This is a genomic window from Pseudomonas sp. zfem004, from assembly GCF_032621715.1.
Classification (GTDB): domain Bacteria; phylum Pseudomonadota; class Gammaproteobacteria; order Pseudomonadales; family Pseudomonadaceae; genus Aquipseudomonas; species Aquipseudomonas sichuanensis.
The window spans coordinates 193,118-206,573 of record NZ_JAVYJF010000007.1; the positions used below are offsets into that span (position 1 = coordinate 193,118).

15 protein-coding genes are annotated in these 13,456 nt (G+C 63.1%); 6 read left to right on the forward strand and 9 right to left on the reverse strand.

The window, feature by feature from the left end:
- The first annotated feature begins 2 nt into the window (after positions 1 to 2).
- Entirely contained in the window at positions 3 to 692 is a 690-nt protein-coding gene (locus tag RTH46_RS10225) for a GntR family transcriptional regulator (RefSeq protein ID WP_316905605.1), read from the forward strand.
- Positions 693 to 813: 121 nt separating this feature from the next.
- Positions 814 to 1,848, forward strand: a complete 1,035-nt coding sequence (locus RTH46_RS10230; protein ID WP_316905606.1) for a hypothetical protein — start codon at positions 814 to 816, stop codon at positions 1,846 to 1,848.
- Positions 1,849 to 1,894: 46 nt separating this feature from the next.
- Here the strand turns inward: RTH46_RS10230 and RTH46_RS10235 are convergent, their stop codons facing one another.
- Entirely contained in the window at positions 1,895 to 2,329 is a 435-nt protein-coding gene (locus RTH46_RS10235) for a PACE efflux transporter (RefSeq protein ID WP_153787338.1), read from the reverse strand.
- A gap of 102 nt (positions 2,330 to 2,431) precedes the next feature.
- Here RTH46_RS10235 and RTH46_RS10240 point away from each other — a divergent pair, with 102 nt between their 5' ends.
- Positions 2,432 to 3,310 (forward strand): LysR family transcriptional regulator, encoded by an 879-nt coding sequence (locus RTH46_RS10240; protein WP_316905607.1) that lies wholly within the window; start codon positions 2,432 to 2,434, stop codon positions 3,308 to 3,310.
- A 149-nt stretch (positions 3,311 to 3,459) separates the two neighbouring features.
- Positions 3,460 to 5,346, forward strand: coding sequence for a methyl-accepting chemotaxis protein McpA (gene mcpA, locus RTH46_RS10245; protein WP_110994381.1), 1,887 nt, complete (start codon positions 3,460 to 3,462; stop codon positions 5,344 to 5,346).
- 209 nt (positions 5,347 to 5,555) lie between these two features.
- Here the strand turns inward: mcpA and RTH46_RS10250 are convergent, their stop codons facing one another.
- The 7 genes from RTH46_RS10250 to RTH46_RS10280 all read right to left on the reverse strand — a co-directional run bounded on the left by RTH46_RS10250 (position 5,556) and on the right by RTH46_RS10280 (position 10,310).
- Positions 5,556 to 5,813: a hypothetical protein gene (locus RTH46_RS10250; protein ID WP_316905608.1), complete on the reverse strand. Its 258-nt coding sequence runs from the start codon at positions 5,811 to 5,813 to the stop codon at positions 5,556 to 5,558.
- Between the two features lie 70 nt (positions 5,814 to 5,883).
- Positions 5,884 to 6,171, reverse strand: coding sequence for a hypothetical protein (locus RTH46_RS10255; protein ID WP_153787340.1), 288 nt, complete (start codon positions 6,169 to 6,171; stop codon positions 5,884 to 5,886).
- Positions 6,168 to 6,884 (reverse strand): DUF4225 domain-containing protein, encoded by a 717-nt coding sequence (locus tag RTH46_RS10260; protein ID WP_316905609.1) that lies wholly within the window; start codon positions 6,882 to 6,884, stop codon positions 6,168 to 6,170. Before RTH46_RS10260 ends, RTH46_RS10255 begins: the two co-directional genes overlap by 4 nt.
- Positions 6,881 to 7,366, reverse strand: coding sequence for an Hcp family type VI secretion system effector (locus tag RTH46_RS10265; protein WP_316905610.1), 486 nt, complete (start codon positions 7,364 to 7,366; stop codon positions 6,881 to 6,883). The genes RTH46_RS10260 and RTH46_RS10265 overlap by 4 nt, the downstream gene beginning before the upstream one ends.
- 302 nt (positions 7,367 to 7,668) lie before the next feature.
- On the reverse strand, positions 7,669 to 8,733 hold the full coding sequence (locus RTH46_RS10270; protein ID WP_316905611.1) for a hypothetical protein: 1,065 nt from the start codon (positions 8,731 to 8,733) through the stop codon (positions 7,669 to 7,671).
- Between the two features lie 55 nt (positions 8,734 to 8,788).
- Entirely contained in the window at positions 8,789 to 9,160 is a 372-nt protein-coding gene (locus RTH46_RS10275; RefSeq protein ID WP_316905612.1) for a RidA family protein, read from the reverse strand.
- Entirely contained in the window at positions 9,150 to 10,310 is a 1,161-nt protein-coding gene (locus RTH46_RS10280; protein ID WP_316905613.1) for an FAD-dependent oxidoreductase, read from the reverse strand. The genes RTH46_RS10275 and RTH46_RS10280 overlap by 11 nt, the downstream gene beginning before the upstream one ends.
- 113 nt (positions 10,311 to 10,423) lie before the next feature.
- Here RTH46_RS10280 and RTH46_RS10285 point away from each other — a divergent pair, with 113 nt between their 5' ends.
- A complete protein-coding gene (locus RTH46_RS10285) occupies positions 10,424 to 11,026 on the forward strand; it encodes a helix-turn-helix domain-containing protein (RefSeq protein WP_153787101.1) in 603 nt (200 codons plus the stop codon).
- A gap of 430 nt (positions 11,027 to 11,456) precedes the next feature.
- Positions 11,457 to 12,242, forward strand: a complete 786-nt coding sequence (locus tag RTH46_RS10290; RefSeq protein ID WP_316905614.1) for a sulfite exporter TauE/SafE family protein — start codon at positions 11,457 to 11,459, stop codon at positions 12,240 to 12,242.
- A 13-nt stretch (positions 12,243 to 12,255) separates the two neighbouring features.
- On the opposite strand, the gene RTH46_RS10295 is transcribed toward RTH46_RS10290, so the two are convergent.
- On the reverse strand, positions 12,256 to 13,260 hold the full coding sequence (locus RTH46_RS10295) for a DUF1176 domain-containing protein (protein ID WP_316905615.1): 1,005 nt from the start codon (positions 13,258 to 13,260) through the stop codon (positions 12,256 to 12,258).
- Between the last annotated feature and the right edge of the window lie 196 nt (positions 13,261 to 13,456).

Genomic DNA, 13,456 nt, shown 5'->3' on the forward strand with positions numbered 1-13,456 from the left:
CCATGACCACCTGCGCCCAAGCCGCCCCGTACCTGCCTGCCCTGCTGGGTGCCGGCGAAACCCGCCTGTCGGCGGAGCAGATCTACCCCCGACTGTTCGACGCCATTCTCGAACAGCGCCTGCCACCGGGCAGCGCCTTGCCCGAGCAGGCCCTGGGCAACGCCTTCGGGGTCAGCCGCACGGTGATCCGCCGGGTGCTCGGGCGCCTGTCCGACCAGCAGGTGATCGTGCAGCGCCCCAGCCACACCGCGCACCTGGCCGCCCCCGACCCCGAGCAGGCGCGCCAGGTGCTCAGCGCCCGGCGCCTGGCCGAGACCACGCTGATCGGCCTGGCCACCCAGCGCGCGCGCCCGGCGCAGATCCGCCAGCTGCGCCAGCTGGTCGAACGCGAACGCCAGCACCATGAGCAAGGCGAACGCTGCACGGCGATCCGCCTGGGTGGCGAATTCCACATGAAGCTGGCGCAGATGGCCGCCAACGCACCGCTGGCGCGGTTTCTCAACGGTCTGGTGCCGATGACCTCGCTGATCATCGCCCGCTATGAGTCACCCTGCTGCGAGCACTGCGCCTGGCAGGAGCACGCGGCGATCATCGATGCGGTGGAGAGCGGTGACAGCGGCGCGGCGCTGGCGTTGATGCATGAGCATCTGGACCACCTGGAAGCCAAGCTCGACCTGGGTCAGTTGGGTTGAAGGCAGCGCCCTCATCACGGGGCAAGCCCGCTCCCACGGGAGATTGCATGCTCCGCGATACAGCCGACACACCTATACTCGGATAACCATCCCCGGCTTCTTTTGCACAGAGGCAACCGGCGTGAAATCACTTCCCCTGATTTTCCCGCTCTGCCTCCTGCTGGCCCTCACCGGCTGCGCCGGCAAACACCCCCCTGCCCCGCCGCCACCGCAAAACCTGCCACCCGCTGTCTGGCAACGCATCGACCAGGACATCATCGAAGCCTCCGCCGCCGCCGCAGGTTCGGCCAACGACTACGCCCGACGCTCGATGCGGGTGTGGAAGGAACAGGTGCAGCAACGCACCGAAAACGACTTCATCCCCTGGTTCACCGGCTACTGGACCCAGCAATGGCTCACCCTCAAGGTGGCCTGGTACAAGATGAACAACGGCAATGGCAACGAGCCGCCCGAAAAGCGCCTGGGCCTGTACCTGCAGGAGCAGTACCACCAGCGGGTGGTCGACCCGGTGGCCGAACAGATCAACCCCGAAGGTATCCGCGACCGCGCCAGCGAGTTGTATCTGCAGCTGCTGGGCCAGCAGCTGCCGGCGATCATCCAGCGCTACAACGCCCCACCCGAGCAGTTCAGCCAGCGCCTTAACCGTATCCCGGCCATCGCCCTCGGCCCGCCAGATGCGCGCAACGCCACGCTCTATCAGTTGCTTCGAGCCAAGTCGCTGGAGCAGCAGCCGGCCTGGCAGTCGCTGCGCCAGCAGCTGCATCAACAGGCCTCCAAGGCACCGGGGCAGACCGATGCAGGGCTGTCGTCGGTGGCCACCCAGGCCAGCGAGAAACTCGGGGCCAGCCTCGCCCCGCGCGGGGCGGCCAGCGCCATCGCCGCCGCGGTGGGCAAGGCGGCGGGGGCCATGATCTCGGTGGTGGTGACCGGCTACGGCATGCTCTCCCACGACCGCGAGCAGCCGCAGATGATCGAGCAGTTGCGGGTGATCCTCAACGTGGCGCTGAACGAGGAATGGCAGGAATTGATGGAGAACCGCCAGAGCGGGGCCATGGCGGGGGTTTACTACCTGTCCGGGCAGGTGGAAGACAGCCTGCTCGCCAACCGGGTGCCACTGCAGGAGCAGGCGCCGCTTTTGATTCGCTTGCCGCCTTGAGTGGGTCGGTTGTGAGTAGCGGCCTCATCGCCGGCAAGCCGGATCTTCAGGCCGGCGCTGGCGCCATGGCCGAAGTCGGCAAGCCGAAGATCCGATCGAACGCCCAGTTGTAGGCGAAGGTGTAGCACGGCACCAGGATGATGAACGCCAGATCCACCACCAGCGCTTCCAGCAAGGTCATGTCCAGCCACCAGGCGATCAGCGGAATCAGGTACACCACCAGAGTCAGCTGGAAGCCGATGGCATGCGCCACCCGCCGGGCCAAGCTGCGCCCGCGGGTCGCCTGGCGGCTCTCCCACCACTCGAACAGGCTGTTATAGATCAGGTTCCAGGCCATGGCGATGGTGGTGATCATCACCGCCAACGGGCCGGTATGCGAAGCCTGGGTGTCGGACAGGTAGGCCAGGCCCAGGGTCGACATGCAAAGGCCGATCAATTCATAGAAGGTCACGTAGACCAGTTTGCGTTTGAGTCCTTGCACGGGGGTTACCTTTACCGCGAGTTGTCGAAGGCGGGCAAGGATGCTTCAACGAGCTTGACAGAAAAAGTCAGCACCTTTCAGATTTGCTGAAAGGAGACTGCCATGAACTTTTCCAGCGATACCATCCTGCTGTTCCTCGCCGTGCTCGATCACGGTTCGTTTTCTGCCGCGGCCCGCGCGCTGGGGCGCGTTCCATCGGCTGTGAGCATGGCCATCGGCAACCTTGAAGCCGAACTGGGCTACAACCTGTTCGAGCGTGGCTCGCGAGAGGCGCGCCCCACCGCCCAGGCCCAGGCCCTGGAGCCCCATGCGCGGCTGATCGCCGAGCAACTGGGGCTTCTGAGCGTGCACGCCCTGGAGTTGTCGCGCGGGCTGGAAAGCAGCCTGGCCATCGCGGTGGTCCCGGACATCGACCAGCGCCCGCTGCTCGCGGCCATCGCCCGCCTGGGCGAGCGCTATCCACTGCTGGATATCGAGCTGCTGGCCGCGCCGCAGGAAGACGCCCTGCAACTGCTCGACAGCGCCAGGGTCAGCCTGTGCCTGGCCTTTGCCGGGCTGCAGGTCGACCCACGGCGCAGCTTCCAGCACATCGCCATGGAATCGCTGGTGGCTACCCTGTCACCGCAACACCCTGCCTATGTCGAGGGCCGCATTCGTGACCTCGAAGACCTGGTGCACCTGCGCCAGATCCTGGTGCGCAGCCGCGACCTGCCGCTGGCCGACCCACGTTCGCTGATCGGCACCTCGCACTGGCGCACCGACAGCCTCGACCTGGCCGTGCAGATGGTCGAAGCGGGCCTGGGCTGGGGCGACCTGCCGTTGTCGCGGGTCGCCCCGCTGATCAAGGCCGGGCGCCTGGTACGCCTAGACTTTCGCAATACCCGCAACGCCCTGGAACTGCCGGTGCACGCGTTCTGGCTCAAGCAGCAGCCCATGGGTCAGGCAGCCAGGGCGCTGGTGGCGCTGCTGGCCGCGAAATGATTTGTGACCACTTGAGGGCATAGCAGCCAACCTCTGCGACATTTAGTCTTTCAACATTTTGCGCAAACGGCCGATACCTCGGGAACAGGCCCGCCCCTCGTGCCACAAGCATGCGGCGCCCTCCCTTCCCAGAATCAAGGTCTCGAAACATGAACCTGAAATTCCGCCACAAGATCCTGCTCAGTGCCTGCGGCGTCGTCGTCCTGGCATTCGCGTTGTTCACCCTCTACAACGACTACCTGCAGCGCAATACCATCCGCCAGAACATCGAGTCATCGGTACGCCAAGCCGGTCTGCAGACCGCCAGCAGCGTGCAGAACTGGATGAGCGGGCGCATCCTGGTGCTGGAAAACCTGGCCCAGGACATCGCCCAGCAAGGCGCCGGCAGCAACGTACCTGGGCTGGTCGACCAGCCGTCGTACACCAGCAACTTCCAGTTCACCTACTTCGGCCAGAACACCGGGCTGTTCACCCAGCGCCCTGACGCGAAGATGCCCGACGGCTACGACCCGCGTCAGCGCCCGTGGTACACCCAGGCGGTCAGCGCCAACCAGACCCTGCTGACGCCGCCCTACCAGGCGTCGGTCGGCGGCCTGGTGGTGACCATCGCCATCCCGGTCAAGGCAAAATCCAACGGCGAACTGCTGGGCGTGGTCGGCGGCGACCTGAGCCTGAACACCCTGGTCGAGATCATCAACGCCGTGGACTTCGGCGGCATCGGCCATGCGTTCCTGGTCGACCGCGATGGCCAGGTCATCGTCAGCCCGGACAAAGACCGGGTGATGAAGAACCTCAAGGACATCTACCCCGGCAGCCCGCTGCGCGTCGAACCCGGCATGCAGGACGTGAGCCTCGACGGCAAGGATCGCATCATCTCCTTCGCCCCGGTTCAAGGCTTGCCGTCGGCGCAGTGGTACATCGGCCTGTCGATCGACAAGGACAAGGCCTACGCCCCGCTGAGCCAGTTCCGCACCTCGGCAATCATCGCCATGCTCATCGCCGTCGCCGCAATCGCCGGCCTGCTCGGCCTGCTGATCCCGGTACTGATGCGCCCCCTGACCACCATGGGCCGTGCCATGCAGGACATCGCCGAAGGCGAAGGCGACCTGACCCGCCGCCTGGCCGTGGAGAACAAGGACGAGTTCGGCGAACTGGCCACCGCCTTCAACCGTTTCGTCGAGCGGATCCATGCCTCGATCAGCGAAGTGTCCTCGGCCACCCGCCTGGTGCATGACCTGTCGGAAAAAGTCGTGGGCGCCTCCAACGCCTCGCTGAGCGGCTCGGAAGAGCAGAGCATGCGCACCAACAGCGTCGCCGCAGCGATCAACGAGCTGGGCGCCGCCACCCAGGAGATCGCCCGCAATGCCGCCGACGCCTCGCAACACGCCAGCGGCGCCAGCGAACAGGCCCACGGCGGCCGTGCGGTGGTGGAAGAAGCGATCAGCGCGATGACCGCCCTGTCGCTGCGCATCAGCGAATCCTGCGAGCAGATCGAAACGCTCAATGCCAGCACCGACGAGATCGGCAAGATCCTCGACGTGATCAAGGGCATCTCCCAGCAAACCAACCTGCTGGCGCTCAATGCCGCCATCGAGGCCGCCCGTGCCGGTGAGGCCGGCCGTGGCTTTGCCGTGGTCGCCGACGAAGTGCGCAACCTGGCGCACCGCACCCAGGAATCGGCTGAAGAGATCCACCGCATGATCACCAGCCTGCAGGTGGGCTCGCGTGAAGCGGTGCACACCATGAACACCAGCCAGGTCTCCAGCGAAGAGACCGTGCAGGTGGCCAACCAAGCCGGCGAGCGCCTGGCCAGCGTGACCCAGCGCATCGGCGAGATCGACGGCATGAACCAGTCGGTGGCCACCGCCACCGAAGAGCAGACCGCCGTGGTCGAGAGCCTCAACCTGGACATCACCCAGATCAACGCCCTGAACCAGCAAGGGGTGGAGAACCTCAACGAAACCCTGCGCCACTGCGACGCCCTGAGCCAGCAGGCCGGGCGCCTGAAGCAACTGGTGGGCAGTTTCCGCATCTGATGTGATGCCTATCGCGGGTCAAGCCCGCTCCCACGTGTTTGTGGGGGCGGGCTTGACCTGCGATAGCACCTGCCCAGTGCTGGTTGCAGATTGTCACAACTCTGCTTGACCCGGCCTCAACGCTCGGGCGCCTTGCCCTACCTCTTTCATTGAGATGAGCTTATTCGTGAATTAGCCTGGGCCAATTTTTAGAGCCAACCTGAAACAGGCTATATAAACCAAGCGTGAAACAAAATCATAGCAACACTTATAGTCGTCACGATATTTAGCTCCTGCCCAAACCCTTCACCATAGCCAAACGAATATTCAATCAAGCCCGAACCGCCAATCAGCTTCAAATAAACAACCATCATAACTATGCTGAATAGCGTCATTATTGTTGCCAACACCCTCCCTCGGAGGATGAGCCTGGCAAAGCAAAGGGTAAACAAGACATCCAGCACAATGAAAAACAGCAAACCTGTCATAGCCACTTACTTTACCCCTTACACATCACAATTGCGGCGAGCGCATTAGCTGCAGTCTCAGCCCACAACACTATCTATAGCGTGAAGAAACAGACCAACCATGAAACATTACCATGACAAAAACCCCAACACTGACAAAAATCAAGTCACGAAAGAAATTATCTCCATGTTCGATTTTCACAAAAAACACGTCATCACTCTTTAAAAGCGTGATGTAGAAACCTCCCACCAGAACCGCATGAATATAGGCCAGCACCACAAGGAACACTCCACTTTTCACGGAGCAAAAATAGCGCCTGATCAGCAACGTAGTCGGCACATCTACGACGATGATCAGGAAAAACTCAAACACACTCATTTTTTGTATTCTTTATTAAACTGATATGCCGTAGCACCGGTTGTGGCTGTTTCTACAACACCCGCTGCCGTGCTCATCTGTCGTATCGCAGCCTCTTTACCAACGGAGTAATACTTGTAGAGCCTCCATGCATCCGCTTTAAGAACTGGCCGAAACAGAGCGCCCACCGACAGAGCCGCATCGCTGGCCAAGTAAGCTAACGTACCCTCCCGCTCGGTATACCCCAAAATCTTAGAGACTTCACGATAGCCTTTCTTAACCGGCCCCTCTATATCGTCACGACCTTCATACAACCCCCTGGCACTCTCATATATGTTATTCCCTCCATGCGCAATCATTGGAGCCCCCAAGGTTGCGCACAGCAACCCAAGCGACCCATAACAAATACCGGCACCGGTAATGACCTGACCTGCTCCGCCAACAACTCCAATCGCTTGCATAGCGATGCGTTCGGACTGAGCTTTCAGCCTATCTCTCTCATTCCTCAACTCAATGAGCGCATCCTCGGCACTGGATTTTCGATGGTACAGATCGTCCAAAACCCGCCGCGCGTAATAAGCCAACTCCCGATTGAACTGCATCCGCAACCGCCGATCACGCAGGTGTTTAGCACTAATCCCACAGCCATAGCTGATCAACCGAGACGCCGCCGCATTCACCTCCCAATACGCCTCATCCAGCCGCTCACCATATTCTTCGTCACGCTGGCTCATGGCTGCTCACCCCAGCTGGCGTACCCGGTGGTTCCGGCGGCGTGATGAATCCAGCTGATGGCCCGATAGCTGATGAGCAGCCGCTCCTCGGCGTCCTGGTCGGTCAAGAGCACCGCGTGGGGCACATCCAGCTCCTGGCCGACGATCACCGCGCCCTCCAGCCTTACGGAGAAGTACTTCTCCCGATGGCCTGCCGGATGAATGCGGTACAGCTGGATATCGCAGTCGAGCACTTCCCGGCTGTCCACGGCCTGGGCCAGCAAGGGCGTGGACTTGTCGATGAGCTTGGTGACCACAACGGGGTGGTGGGTGGCGCGCTGGGTGTTGTCCGGGTTGGCAATACCGTGGCTGAACGACATCACCATGATCTCGTCCTGGTGCGCGACCTGGCACCTGTTGCCGATGGACGCCTGGGTATTGCAGCCTGACGAAATCAAACCTTGCCGCTTGCCGTTAATACTCATGTATCCGTTGAAAGCCATGGGCTGCACTCCTTGTCGAGAAAGGATCGCAGCCTACGAAAACGCTCAGGGCGTGTATGCCGGGCGCTTCTGAAATATCCGGCCTTCGCGGAACGCTTTGTTTATTGAGCCTGAGTGCTGCAGATGATTGGCCATGGTCGAACAAGTCCTGGATCATCCAAGACATAGGGAAAACGCCTGCACAAAGGGATGTACGTCTCCGATATCACCAGCACCATCTTTGCGCATCTGATGCGATGCCTATCGCGGGTCAAGCCCACTCCCCAAAAAGCGTAGGAGCGGGCTTGACCCGCGATGGCCCTTCACGCCACCGCCGCACTCCTGCTCTTGCCGCGCTTCACCCACCCCACCAGCACCGCCGCCATCAGCACCAAACCCAGGTAGCCAAACAGCGGATACACCTGCCCCACCAGGCTGATGAAGCCCACCAGGCTGCACACGAACCCCACCACACCCGCCACCACCGCCCCGCCGCGGAACTTCGCCGTACCCGCTGGCAGCAGCCGCGAAAGGAACGAGAACAGCGTGCCCACCGCCGTGTTGACGATCATCCCGAAGATGATCAGGCACATCACCAGCCCCAGCAGCGGTGACAGCTCGTTGGCGATCGACAGCATCGGCATGGGCAGTTCGGCGACGCTGTCCAGGCGCGACAGCATGCCGGCACTCATCACCAGCATCAGCCCGCCCAGGGCTGCGCCGCCGAGCAAGCCACCGACCACCGCGCTGCGGCGGCTGCTCGCCGAACCACCGAGGATCGCCAGGATGGGCGCGCCGGCCACGATGTTGTAGGACACATACAGGAACGCCCCCAGCAGCCAATGGCTGGCACCGGGTTGCTGCTGGCTGGCCAGCTGGTCGAGGGCGGCGAAGCTCTGGTCGCGGGTAAACACCGCGTACAGCGCGATGGCCGAGGCCACCAGGATCAGCAAGGGGGTGATCGCGCCAATGGCGACCATCACCTTCTGCACGTCCAGGCAGACGATGGCCACCACCAGCACCGTGACCAGCACGCTGCCCGCCAGGGCCGGCACGCCGAACTGCTGCTCCAGCAACGCCCCGCCCCCCGCGAGCATGACCACCATTACGCCGAACATGAAGAAGGTGATCATCCAGTCGACCAGCAGGCCCAGGTGCCGGCCGCAAATGGCCTGGATCACCTGCTTGTGCGACGTCGCCTGCAGGCGGTTGCCCAGCCCTGCCAGGGCCATGCCGAGGAAGGTGAACAGCGCGGCGCTGACCACTGCGCCGAGCATGCCCCAGATGCCGAAATCGACGAAGAACAGCATCAGTTCCCGCCCGGACGCAAAGCCCGCCCCCACGATCACGCCGACGAATGCGCCAGCGATTTTCAGCTGTTCTTGCATGTGCACCTCTGGTTCTTATTGTTGTGTGTTGGTGAGGCCGCGAATCGGCGTGGCCCTACCCGACGTACGCCTGCACTTCGATTTCCACATCCACCCCCAGCGCCAACGCCGAAGCCACGGTGGACCGCACCGGCAGCGCCGCACCGAAGAACTCCTTGTACACCTCGTTGAAACCGGCGAAATGGCTCATGTCAGACAGCCATACGGTGGCCTTCACCACTTGGTCGAGCCGTGCACCGCAGGCCTCCAGGCTTTCCTGGATACGCTCACAGGCGGCGCGGGTCTGGGCCTGGATATCGCCCTTCACCACCTCGCCAGCGGGGCTCATGGGGATCTGCCCGGAAAGGAACAGGAAACCACCCGCTTTTACCGCGCGGGAAAACGGAAACGGCAGGCTGCTGGGAAAACGCTGAATGTCATTGCTCATGGCAATCTCCTTGGATGGTTGGGTTGAAACGTGCCGGGGACAGGCGCGCAGGCTCGACCCCTTGCCGGGTGAGGCTTGAGCACAAGGGCAGGCCTTGCAGCAGGTCCGCCGCCAGCCGCGAGGCCCCGGCGGCGGACTGGATACCGTAGCCGCCCTGGGCGGCCAGCCAGAAGAACGCCGGCTGCTGCGGATCGAAACCGATCACCAGGTCGCCGTCGGCTACGAACGAACGCAAGCCTGCCCAGCTGTGGCTGGGCCGACGGATTTCGAGGGTGGTGATGGCTTCGATGTTGAAGATGCCCAGGGCCAGGTCGAGTTCTTCGGGGGCGGCATCCTGGGGCTCGACCGGGTCGGCGTTGGCCGGTGACCCCAGCAGTTGGCCGGCATCGGGCTTGAAATAGAAGCTTTCGTCGACACCGATGACTGCAGGCCAGCGGGCGAAATCGTGCTGTGCCGGGCCAGGGAAGGTGAACGCGCTGCGCCTGCAGGGCTGCAGGCCGATGGTATCGACCCCGCACTGCGCGGCCACGCGGTCGGCCCAGGCGCCGGCGGCATTGACCAGTTGGCGTGCCTGCAGCTGACTGCCATCGGCCAGTTCGACCTGCCAGAGGCCGCTCACATACTGCGCCCGAACCAGTTCGGCGTTGCAGCGCAACTCACCACCGGCCTGGCGGAACCCGCGCAGGAAGCCCTGGTGCAGGGCGTGCACGTCGAGGTCCATGGCACCGGTTTCATGCACCGCTCCGGCCAGCAGCTCGCCACGCAAGCTGGGCACCAGTGCCACCGCCGCGTCGGCATCGAGCAAGCAGACGGTGGTGCCGTTGGCCTGGTTCTGGGCGTAGGTGGCGTCGAGCAGGTCACGCTGTTGGTGGCTGGCGACATACAGACAGCCGCGCGGCTCCAGCAATTCATGCTCGCAGAAACCAGCCGGTGGCTGCTCGTAGAACGCCCGGCTGGCGCGGGTCAGGGCCTGGATCTGCGGGGTACCGTAGGCCTCCATGAACATGGCCGCCGAACGCCCGGTGGCGTGGTAGCCCGGCTGCGCCTCGCGCTCGAGCATCAGTACCCGCTGCTGCCCGGCCAGGCGGTAGCCCAGTGAGGCACCGGCAATGCCGGCACCGATGATCAGGGTGTCATGGATCTGTGTCATCTACGCTCTCGCCGCATAAATTATCATTTGTGAGAATTCTAATATATGAGAATTTCGGATTGCGCAAGCGTCCAAGGTAAGATGCGCAGCCCACCGCCCGTTCGAGAGCCCTGATGTCCGACACCCCTGCCGCCCGCCCCCAGCTTGACCGCGACGAAGTCGGCGCACGCCTGCGCCAGGTGCGCAAGGCACGGCAGATGACGCTCAAGCAGCTGTCCGAGCTTAGCGGGGTGCCGGTGTCGACACTGTCGAAGATGGAGTTGGCGCAGGTCTCGGTGAGCTACGAGAAACTGGCCGCCGCCGCCCGCGCCCTGAACCTCGACATCGCCCAGCTGTTTCGCGCCAGCGGCCCGGCGAGCGCACCACAGCCCGCCACCGTGGTGGTTGATTCACTGGCCGAGGTGGCCGGTTACTCCACCGGCACCTACGACTACTACCCGATTGCCGGTGCCTTCCCGGAACGACGCATGACCCCGGCCTATGCCCGCATCATTGCCCGAGAACGCGGGCAGTTCGACGATTTTATCCGCCATCCGGGGCAGGAGTTCGCCATGGTGCTCAGCGGGCGCGTGCGCATCGAGTTCGAGACCGGCGAGGCGGTGAGCATCGGCCCGCAGCAAACCGCCTACTTCGACAGCCAGGTGGGGCATATCTACCTGTCGGAAAGCGAGGATGGCGGGGATGCGCAGGTGATGGTGGTGATGACGGATCGTTAACCGGTACTCAATTGAAGATCCTGTGGGAGCGGGTTTACCCGCGAAGCAGCCAACGCATTGCATGGCACCGGCTGCGCCGGTGTTCGCGGGCAAGCCCGCTCCCACAGGGATCGCGCATGACTTGAGGCCGATGCGGTCGAGGTGGGTGCTTGATGGTGGAAATGACGGATCCTTTAGCTTGTGGGAGCGGGTTTACCCGCGAAGCAGCCAACGCGTTGCATGGCACCGGCTACGCCGGTGTTCGCGGGCAAGCCCGCTCCCACAGGGATCGCGCATGGCTTGAGGCCGATGTGGGGCCAGTGCAGGCGATACAGGACTGTTGCCTGGCAACCGCGGTTATAACCTAATAACGAACAAGTCTATTTGGCTATAAAAAAATCTATATGCTGGCTTCCATCCGATCACGGGCAAGCTGGGCGTCGAGTAGCGTATGGATGTAGGTTCTTTCGGTTTCACCATTGCGGGACTGGTTGTGGGCTTCATCGTCGGCATGACCGGCGTTGGCGGCGGCTCGTTGATGACCCCGATCCTGCTGTGGTTCGGCATCAACCCGGCCACCGCCGTGGGCACCGACCTGTTGTATGCCGCCATCACCAAGGCCAGCGGCGTCTGGGTGCACGGACGCAACAAGAACATCGACTGGAAGATCACCGGCTGGCTGAGCCTGGGCAGCGTGCCTGCCGCAGCGCTTACCCTGTGGTTCCTCAGCACCCTGCACACCGATACCTCGGCACTCAATGCCGTGATCAAGCAAGGCCTGGCCGTGGTGCTGATCCTCACCGCCCTGGCGATCCTGTTCAAGTCGCGCCTGCAGGCCTTTGCCAGCAAGCATGCCGGTGACCACTACCACCTCAGCGACCGCACCCTCAACATCCTCACCGTCGTTACCGGCGTGATCCTCGGCGTGATGGTCACCCTGACCTCGATCGGCGCCGGCGCGCTGGGTACCGTGGCCCTGTTCCTGCTGTACCCGTTCCTGGTCACCCGCCGCCTGGTGGGCACCGAAATCGCCCACGCCGTGCCGCTGACCCTGGTCGCCGGCCTGGGCCATGCCAGCATGGGCAACATGGACTGGTCGCTGCTGGGCTACCTGCTGCTGGGCTCGTTGCCAGGCATCTACTTGGGCAGCCACCTCACCGGGCGCATCTCGGATCGCGTGCTGCGCCCTTGCCTGGCGGCCATGCTGCTGCTGATCGGCTACAAACTGGCGTTCTGATCCCGTTTGCGGGTCAGTCCTGGTCCTGGGTGCGCCATAGCACCGGCCAATGATCGGCATACACATCGACACAGCGGTCCATTCTAGCCAGGCTGGTCAGACGCATGCGCTGACCGTCGTACCGCCAGTGTTCCTGCACACCACAGGCGCCGGGGTAATCGTCCTTGGCGTAGCTGTACAGATCGCCCTTCTGCGCCCAGAAACTGATGTGGTCGCGCATCTGCGTGTTGAGCACCGGGCTTGCCGGGGTCTCGAAGGGCAACGGGCCCAGTGTGTAAGGCGCGCTGCGCGACACGCGGTACAACGCATACAGGCAATGGAAGTCGTTGCAGTTGTAGCTCAGCAGAGCCAGCGCATGCTGGTCGTCCAGGGCATGGAGCTCAAGTTGCGGCGCAACATCGAACTCATTCTTCAACTGATCTTCGGCAGCGGCCTTGGCCATTACCACTGCAGACATGCCGGCCTGTTCGGCTTCGGTCAATGGCGACGGCGCCACGAAAACCGGCGCCTTTTGCTGGGCCGGCACCGGCAACTGGTCATCGGCCAGGGTATTGTCCGGCCGAACCAGTGCACTGGGGTGGCCGACTCGCCCTTGCACCGAATCGATCAACAGCAAGGCGGCGCTCAGGCCATTCAACGAGCTCTGCCGCTCTTGGTGCGGGGTGTCGTCCACCAGCGTCTGGCCGTTGCGCATCTGCCGCAGCACCGCGTAGGCATCGCTGCCATCGACCTGCAGTGTCGTCTCGGCCCCACGCGTAATGCGCCACGGCGCCACCAGCACCTGGCCATCGAGCAAGGGTTCGCCTGCCCAGTTGGTGCTGCCGATCAGGGTCAGGTGCAACGCACCCTCGGCCCCCGCCTCGCGCTGCACCAAGATCGAGATACGCATGCCGTCAACAGGGTCGGCCAGTGTCGCCGTGCAGTATCGGGTATTGTCGCAGCCCACCACCCAGTCCTTGATTTCGCGGTACAGCGGTACCGCTTCGGGGGCCGCGGTAGCAAAGCCTGGGGTTGCCATTAAAAGGCCCAGGGCCCATCCGTTGCGTGTTGTCGCGCGCATCATGCCGCCTTCCTGTCATGCCATTGAGATCCCCGCTCTGGGGGCGCGCCATGATTGCAGAAGCAGCGCACAGTTCAAGCGCCCTGCACATGGATCCAATAGTGGTTTTTCCGAGGACGGGCTGGCACTATCGTGCGCTGCCGATTGCCAGAGC